Genomic DNA, 6,340 nt, shown 5'->3' on the forward strand with positions numbered 1-6,340 from the left:
ACTTGGTGAAGGTTGAGACGCTCCAGGAACGCCAGCAAAAGGCGAGCATAACTGTCGTAGTCGGGCAGCAGTTGGTCATAAGACGAGCGAGCAAAGCTAGGTAGGTCGGGAGCAAACACTGGCTGCTGCTGTGCCAGTAATTGCAGGACTTCACCATAGGGTTCAGCCGAGATGCCCCAACCATGTAGAAACACAAGCGGTGTTGCCTCTAAATTGGCACCACCTTGCGTATAAAAGAGGCGGCAATTGTTTAGATCAACATAATGCTCGTTCAGGCGGGCTTGCGACACAGGAGTGAAGTCAGAAGTCATGCGCTCATCATTCTTACCAACCCTGAAACCGTAACAAAACTTAATAGTTCAACGAACCCCTCTCTAGAGAGAGGAGCGCTACGGTCGAGTGTAATTGGTCTGTAGACTGACAGTGCTGGTCTGCTGTCAGCTTAACCCCTTGTCGTGTCGCTTTCTAGCCAGCTGCACCTCCAACGCTCCTTAAGGGCGACCCAACCCTTCAAAGCCTGGCAGCGAAGTAATGTAATTAGAACGAGTTCGTTGGTTGCACAAAGCGAGCGTTAGCGCGAACCAAGCAGTTGTCGGCAGTGCGCAGCCAAGGAGCACCGTTGACGGTGGTCATGGCTAGCCCGGAGCGGTCCCGAAATGCTGTGAGCGGCTCACCCAGCTTATAGGTGCGGCGAATGGCTCCATTCGGGGTGGCACGACAGTTGAGAAAGCCATCGGCTGACACCACTCTCCACCCACGCCAAGTGCTAGCTTGAGTGCCACCATTCCATTGATCAACGATTGCCGGTGTAAAGTCTCCACGCCCATCAGGACGGGGCAAGGCCGCCACTAAATTGAGCGTGACCGTCTGACCGATGACGGGACAAGCCTTGCCGCCGGTCACATTCCAAGTGACTGAGAAGCGTTGCCCGGGGCGATTGTCGAGGATGTCGATCGTGCCGGTACAAACCTGTTCGGCGCCGGCACCAGTACGAAAATCGCGAAACGTGCCGCGATAGCGTGAAACACCACTAGCAGGCACTGGTACGCCAGCGACATTGGCTGCGCCAACCCAATCTTTGCCTTGCATGCGGCTCACGTATTCCACACTCGGTTTGGAGCCACCGAGATCAAGCACGAAGCGAGTTTGTCCTGTTGTTGTAGTGTAAACAGCGGCTGAGGCGGCAGTCGGCAAGGCAAACGAGAGCGCGCTGAGCGCCAGAAGATAACGAAATGGCATGGTTCAGTCCTGTGGCTTTGTCTCTTTAAGTTTTATGGGTCCTAGAGAAACTACGCTGGGGTGGCGTGTTGCTACGGAAGCAGCCAATCAATTTCTTCGCGGCTCCATAGAAGAGGGCATCTCAGAAGGCGCTAACCTTTGTACGCTCAGGCGTGCCTGTCGCTTTGAAACTCAGCGTTACCGTGCCGCGGGCTTGAGTGAGTGACCGCGGCGCTCATCGGATGGCACACGGGGTTTGAGTACCAACCGCTGTGGTTAGCGCATGTATGACAAACGGCTCCGATAAGGAGACGACAAAGATGGGTAGGAAGGAAAAAATAGACAGCTTAGAATTGGTCACCTTCTTGTCCTGCCTGTGGCACCTTCGCCCACAGCATCCAATGCTACTCAACCCCCTTTTACAAAGGTTTTAGAGCAATTATTTTGTACCAAAAATTAATTTTACTTTGCCTACCTTTTGCTTCTATCAATCAGCGAGTTTACGCCGTTTCAGGTTCCGGATCGGACCGAATTGCCCCTCGTTGCAGCGACCCTTCCACTACCCCACGCTGGGACCATTTGAACACAACGGCGTGCTCCTTTCTCTAAGAGTGTCCTATCCTGCTTTCGAGATTACCTCCTCTGCTAATAGCTCGAAGTGCATACCATCTTTCTTACTCTTGTATTGTTGTCCCCAGCGGAAACCGAGAGCGTTCATGGCGATCGCCAGCTCCAATGGAATCGATTGAATCCCGTACTGCGACCATTCCAGTAAATCTTTGCCATGTAACGCATCGAGTGCTTGTAGATGGGTAAAATTTTCGTCGGCTTTGATCGTGGTTTCGGCAGTTTTAACAATCTCCTGCTGAGTTTTGATCTCGGTTTGCAGTTGAGCGATCGCAGCAGTTGCTTGCTTATGGGCATCAGAATTGTGCTGGGCAGCTTGCTGAGCAGCTTTTGCCTGCTTCAGTTGCTTGTCTAGCTCCTTAAGGGCTTGCTGGGCTTCCTCAATCTGGTGCTTAAAGGCATTGTAGGGTGCGAGATATTGCTGTAACCAGGCTTTCAGCTTGTCTGATGCTGCCGCTACTTTTTCATGCAGCCGAGTAACCGCCGCCGCATCACCCCAACTAATTGACGGTTCGATCGCCTTCCCAAAATCGAAATTGAGGTCGCGGACAACCCAATTCAGCTCATTGATGACGGCTTGTTTGGCGATGTATGGATTGCGGGAGCTATCAATGTCGATCGCCAAACCATAAGCGTGATTGCTCAGTTCTGCATCACTGTCGCGGGTTAAACGGGGGACGAAGCCGACAACTTGTTGGATCATCGCGGCTACTTTGGTTGCCGTTCCAGGAGCTTGTTTATCCAGTTCTGACTCCAAATCATCTAGGCGATCGACGAACTCTTGATGCAGTCCACCAACAACGGAATGATCTAAGAACTTCGCTGTCTTGATTTTCTGGAAGATGGTTTTGGCTGGATTTTGATAGCCATCTTTGAACAGTGTTTCGCGGGTTGATCGATAGTTGTCGGCGGAATGAGCAAATCCTGCCCGGACGATCGACGGCAAGCCTTTGAACTCTTGCGTCACGCGATGCAGATATCCCGCTTGTTCCAGCTCAACTAGGTTAACGATTTCTTGGCGGGCTGCTTCATTGACGGGTTGGCTGCTGGCGACTCGCGCATCCACAACGGCTTGCACGATCGCCTCGGTCGCTGTCGCCACATCGAGCTTCTGTTGAATTAGAGCTTTTTCCTGCGGATTGAGGGCGATCGCTTGCGTGACAGCAGAGGGCGGAGTAGCGGAGGGCTGCACCGCTTTTAACGTATTACGCAGCACTCCGTCAGTCAGCGCCCTAGTTGACGTGACTGAGTTGACCATTATCTTTCTCCTGAGCTTTGGGTTGTTCGGGTTTCGGTTGGGCAGCAGGTTGTGCCGGACGGTACATCAGGTCGTACAGCTTGGCAGCATCCTGGTCTTTGCTGGCGATAATTTGCATGGCGAGTTGCTGACGATCGATCTCTGCCTGCAATTGCGCGTTGCTGAGAATCTTCGCCTGAACGGTTTGGTCTTGCAAGCCCTGCGAGTAGTCGTCTAATCCATTGCCCTGTCCCAGCAGTGCTTCCACCATCATGCCTTCGGTTCGCAGCACGTACTTGTTGGCTGCTAGGATGATTCCCGGTACTTGAATCTCAGTATCGGTAGCTCGATCGCGATAGGTGGAAACGTAGTCCTTCTTGGCGCGCAGATAGCGGAAGTTAGGAATTTCCTGACCTCGTTCATCCAAGAAAACTTTCTCTTCTATAAAGCTATGGCGCTGATCCTGGTAGTCGAAGACATTCATCAACTGGCGCAGAATCGCATTTTTCACCTCCGATCGCTTCTCTGGCACAACGACTTGCTTCAGCAGGCTATCGAGTTCCGGTAGCGACACTTCCTGGTAGACATTTTCTTCCTTGCCGTTGATTTGCTCAACTCGGAAGAAACCCACTCGTACATCCACTAGATGCAGCAGGGTAATGAATTCCTGATTCATTTGCCGGAAGACGAAGTTGAGGGTGCGGCTGACGTTGATGTTTTCCACTTCTCGCTCGATCGCCGTTTCTTCTCCAGTCTGTTGGCGCACTTCGTAAGCCGTGTTCACCTGCATTTCGCGTTTGGCAGAAGCACGATCGGCTTGCTTGCGAGTGGCATTGGCAACGTTCTTCGCGAACTCTTCTCTGGCACTATTCGAGTTACCACCTAGTTCGCCACTGATCGTCGCGCTACCCCAACCCCAGCTTGCTTTCGCGGAGGCTCCTACCTTATACATTTTGCTTTCTTGGTAGTTCTTCTGGTTGGAGTGTTCGTTCGCCATCAAAGTCTCAAATTCTTCCACTCGCTCATCCGTAACGGAATCCAGAATGCTGGCGGCACTCTTGGCACTTTCTTCGGTACGGGTGTAAGTTTTGATGCTGATGCGCGTCTTTTCACCAGGCAACAGTGAGAAGGTTTTGATCGTTCTGCCTGCACCATAATTGCCCAGGTAAGACGACAGCTGATAACTCTCCACCAGAATCAGGCGGGTCAAGCGAGACACAATATCCGGCATCAGAGTGACGTTGACACCAACTGTCGCATCGTTGGCATTGCCTAAACTATCAGTTGCTCTAGCTGTGATGGTGAAGAAACCAGAATCGGTAATCAGCAAATTCGCCGACCAGCTTGACCAATCATTACCGTTTTTAGGACGAGCGCTGCTAGGAATTGGGTTGCCGTTGAGAAAAAGCTGCACAGAGGCTACGCCGCTAGGATCACTGGCGCTGCCTTCTACCGTGACAGTCGCTCCACTAAACACACCATTGATTTTCGCGTTTGCTGCCGGACTGGTGATAACGATCGCGGGTCCTGTGCGATCAGCAGGTGGTGCAACGTTCACGGTTACATTGATGGAACTGGGGGCAGTGTTACCTACAGCATCGGTTGCCCGTACCGTAATCGTGTGGGAACCAGGAGCCAGAGAGATCTGCTTGCTCCAGGCAGACCAATCGCCTGCGGCTTTCGGATCAACCTGCACATACTGGTTATTGTTGTCTACCATTAGCTCAACCAACTGCACCCCTTTGTTATCGGTGGCTGTACCGCTAATGCTAATGGGCACGGAGTTGCTGCCTGTAGGAGCCGTAACAGTTGTGCCATTTGGAGGGGAAGCGATCGCCACCACAGGAGCAATACGATCGGGCTGTTCCAGGCTGACATTCACAGTGATAGACTTCACATCCGATTCGCCACCCAGCGCCACCGCTTGCACTTGGATGGGCAGACTGCCAGAGTTGGTAGCCCGTGCGGCAAACGACCAACTGCTGCCATTCAGTGTTGCCGTTTGATACTCCCCATTGCCTACCTTCACCAGCACTTGAGAAATTCTCACACTGGTAGAGGGTCGTCCGGCAATGTAACGCCGCGCTGAGGCTGTTCCAGAGATAGTGAATTGTGCACCCGTGGCGGATCCCAAAATCGTTTCGTTGTTGGTGGGAGCAGTGATGTTCACCGTTGCTGTCACAATCTGTTCAATTGGTTCAGGATCTGGTTCACGCGGATCGCGATCTCGCGGGGGGAGCATTGATGCGATCGGTGTTCGGTTGTCAGCCATTTCTCCGGAGACACCATCACCTATTGTTTCCTGTTCAATTCCCTCGTCAATGAACTCCGGTAAATGCTGATCCGGTACAAACGGAGGAGTTTCAGTTTCTAGTCGTTTATCAACGTAGGTGTACTTGACCTTGCCAGTTGTGGAATTATAAAGCGCCAGTTGCTTACCAGCTTGTGCCATCATCACGACTTCGTCTGGATCAAGATTTTGCAGTTCTGTGCTGAGCGGATCTTGAATCATCGCCAATTGTTGCACCAGTTCAGCCTTGACTTGTGCAGCAGTCACTTCGGTTGGAGCAACGGATGCCGCCCGTAGGGAAGTGGCTGTCAGAGCATTCATCTTGGCGGTTGGAGCTTTGGGCGGAATGAAATAACTGTCAGGAATTTGCAAATCGATGAAGTTGCGACCGCTGTGAGAAGTAGCTTCTGGTACGTTATAGCTAATTACAGGAGCAACACCACCTGCTTGCAGTTTAATCATAGGTTCCTGGCTAGTTTGCATATATCGAAAACCTCGGAAGAGTGGAACAAAAATTGACGAGCACTTCGTGTGCCACGGTGGAAAATGCAGCATGGCGATGTTCAGTCATCCCAATGCTCACAAGTGAGATGAAGCTTGGGTCAGCGCTGAGGACTGAGTGCTGAGGACCGAATGCTGAGGATCAAGTCAGCACTCTGTAGCCAGCATTTAGGGCATTGGTATCACTCAATCTTTCTTGAGCAGAAAGTCTCAGTAGACCAATTGAATCGCTCGATTAGAAAGTGTAAATGCAGTTGTGTCGAGCATTAAACATATCCCTGAAGCGGTTAGCTTTAGAGTTCTTCAACGGGTTGTATCTGCTCTCCGGAACAGGATACTGTTGTGAATGAGCAAAAAATATGGCGCAATTCGCAAATAAGTGGCGCAAACCTGTAAAGCTAGAATCTGTCAGCGTTTTAGGCTCTTGGCTTACTTCTAATCACTGCTGCATCAACACAGTTCATCTC

General features: G+C 51.6%; 5 protein-coding genes. 1 reads left to right on the forward strand and 4 read right to left on the reverse strand.

Going from position 1 to position 6,340, the window contains the following annotated elements; translation table 11 throughout:
• Positions 1-311, reverse strand: a 311-nt coding sequence (locus tag H6F76_RS28595; protein WP_190513480.1) for an alpha/beta hydrolase, incomplete at its 3' end; no start/stop codon positions are given.
• Between the two features lie 226 nt (positions 312-537).
• Positions 538-1,239, reverse strand: coding sequence for a hypothetical protein (locus tag H6F76_RS28600; RefSeq protein ID WP_190513482.1), 702 nt, complete (start codon positions 1,237-1,239; stop codon positions 538-540).
• Between H6F76_RS28600 and H6F76_RS28605 the strand changes: the two genes are divergently transcribed.
• Positions 1,238-1,444, forward strand: coding sequence for a hypothetical protein (locus H6F76_RS28605; protein WP_190513484.1), 207 nt, complete (start codon positions 1,238-1,240; stop codon positions 1,442-1,444). The genes H6F76_RS28600 and H6F76_RS28605 overlap by 2 nt on opposite strands.
• A gap of 390 nt (positions 1,445-1,834) precedes the next feature.
• Here the strand turns inward: H6F76_RS28605 and H6F76_RS28610 are convergent, their stop codons facing one another.
• Together H6F76_RS28610 and H6F76_RS28615 are read right to left on the reverse strand one after the other, a co-directional pair.
• Positions 1,835-3,103 carry a M15 family metallopeptidase gene (locus H6F76_RS28610; protein WP_190513486.1) on the reverse strand — a complete coding sequence of 423 codons (1,269 nt, stop codon included), beginning with the start codon at positions 3,101-3,103 and terminating at the stop codon, positions 1,835-1,837.
• Positions 3,078-5,834 carry an Ig-like domain-containing protein gene (locus tag H6F76_RS28615; protein ID WP_190513488.1) on the reverse strand — a complete coding sequence of 919 codons (2,757 nt, stop codon included), beginning with the start codon at positions 5,832-5,834 and terminating at the stop codon, positions 3,078-3,080. Before H6F76_RS28615 ends, H6F76_RS28610 begins: the two co-directional genes overlap by 26 nt.
• Positions 5,835-6,340 lie beyond the last annotated feature (506 nt).

The sequence above is a fragment of the Leptolyngbya sp. FACHB-321 genome, from assembly GCF_014695975.1.
GTDB lineage: Bacteria > Cyanobacteriota > Cyanobacteriia > Leptolyngbyales > Leptolyngbyaceae > Stenomitos.

Bases quoted from the DNA above. Each gene is read 5' to 3' on its own strand.
- H6F76_RS28600 (WP_190513482.1), bottom strand. From the start codon at position 1,239: ATGCCATTTCGTTATCTTCTGGCGCTCAGCGCGCTCTCGTTTGCCTTG.
- H6F76_RS28605 (WP_190513484.1), top strand. From the start codon at position 1,238: ATGGTTCAGTCCTGTGGCTTTGTCTCTTTAAGTTTTATGGGTCCTAGA.
- H6F76_RS28610 (WP_190513486.1), bottom strand. From the start codon at position 3,103: ATGGTCAACTCAGTCACGTCAACTAGGGCGCTGACTGACGGAGTGCTG.
- H6F76_RS28615 (WP_190513488.1), bottom strand. From the start codon at position 5,834: ATGATTAAACTGCAAGCAGGTGGTGTTGCTCCTGTAATTAGCTATAAC.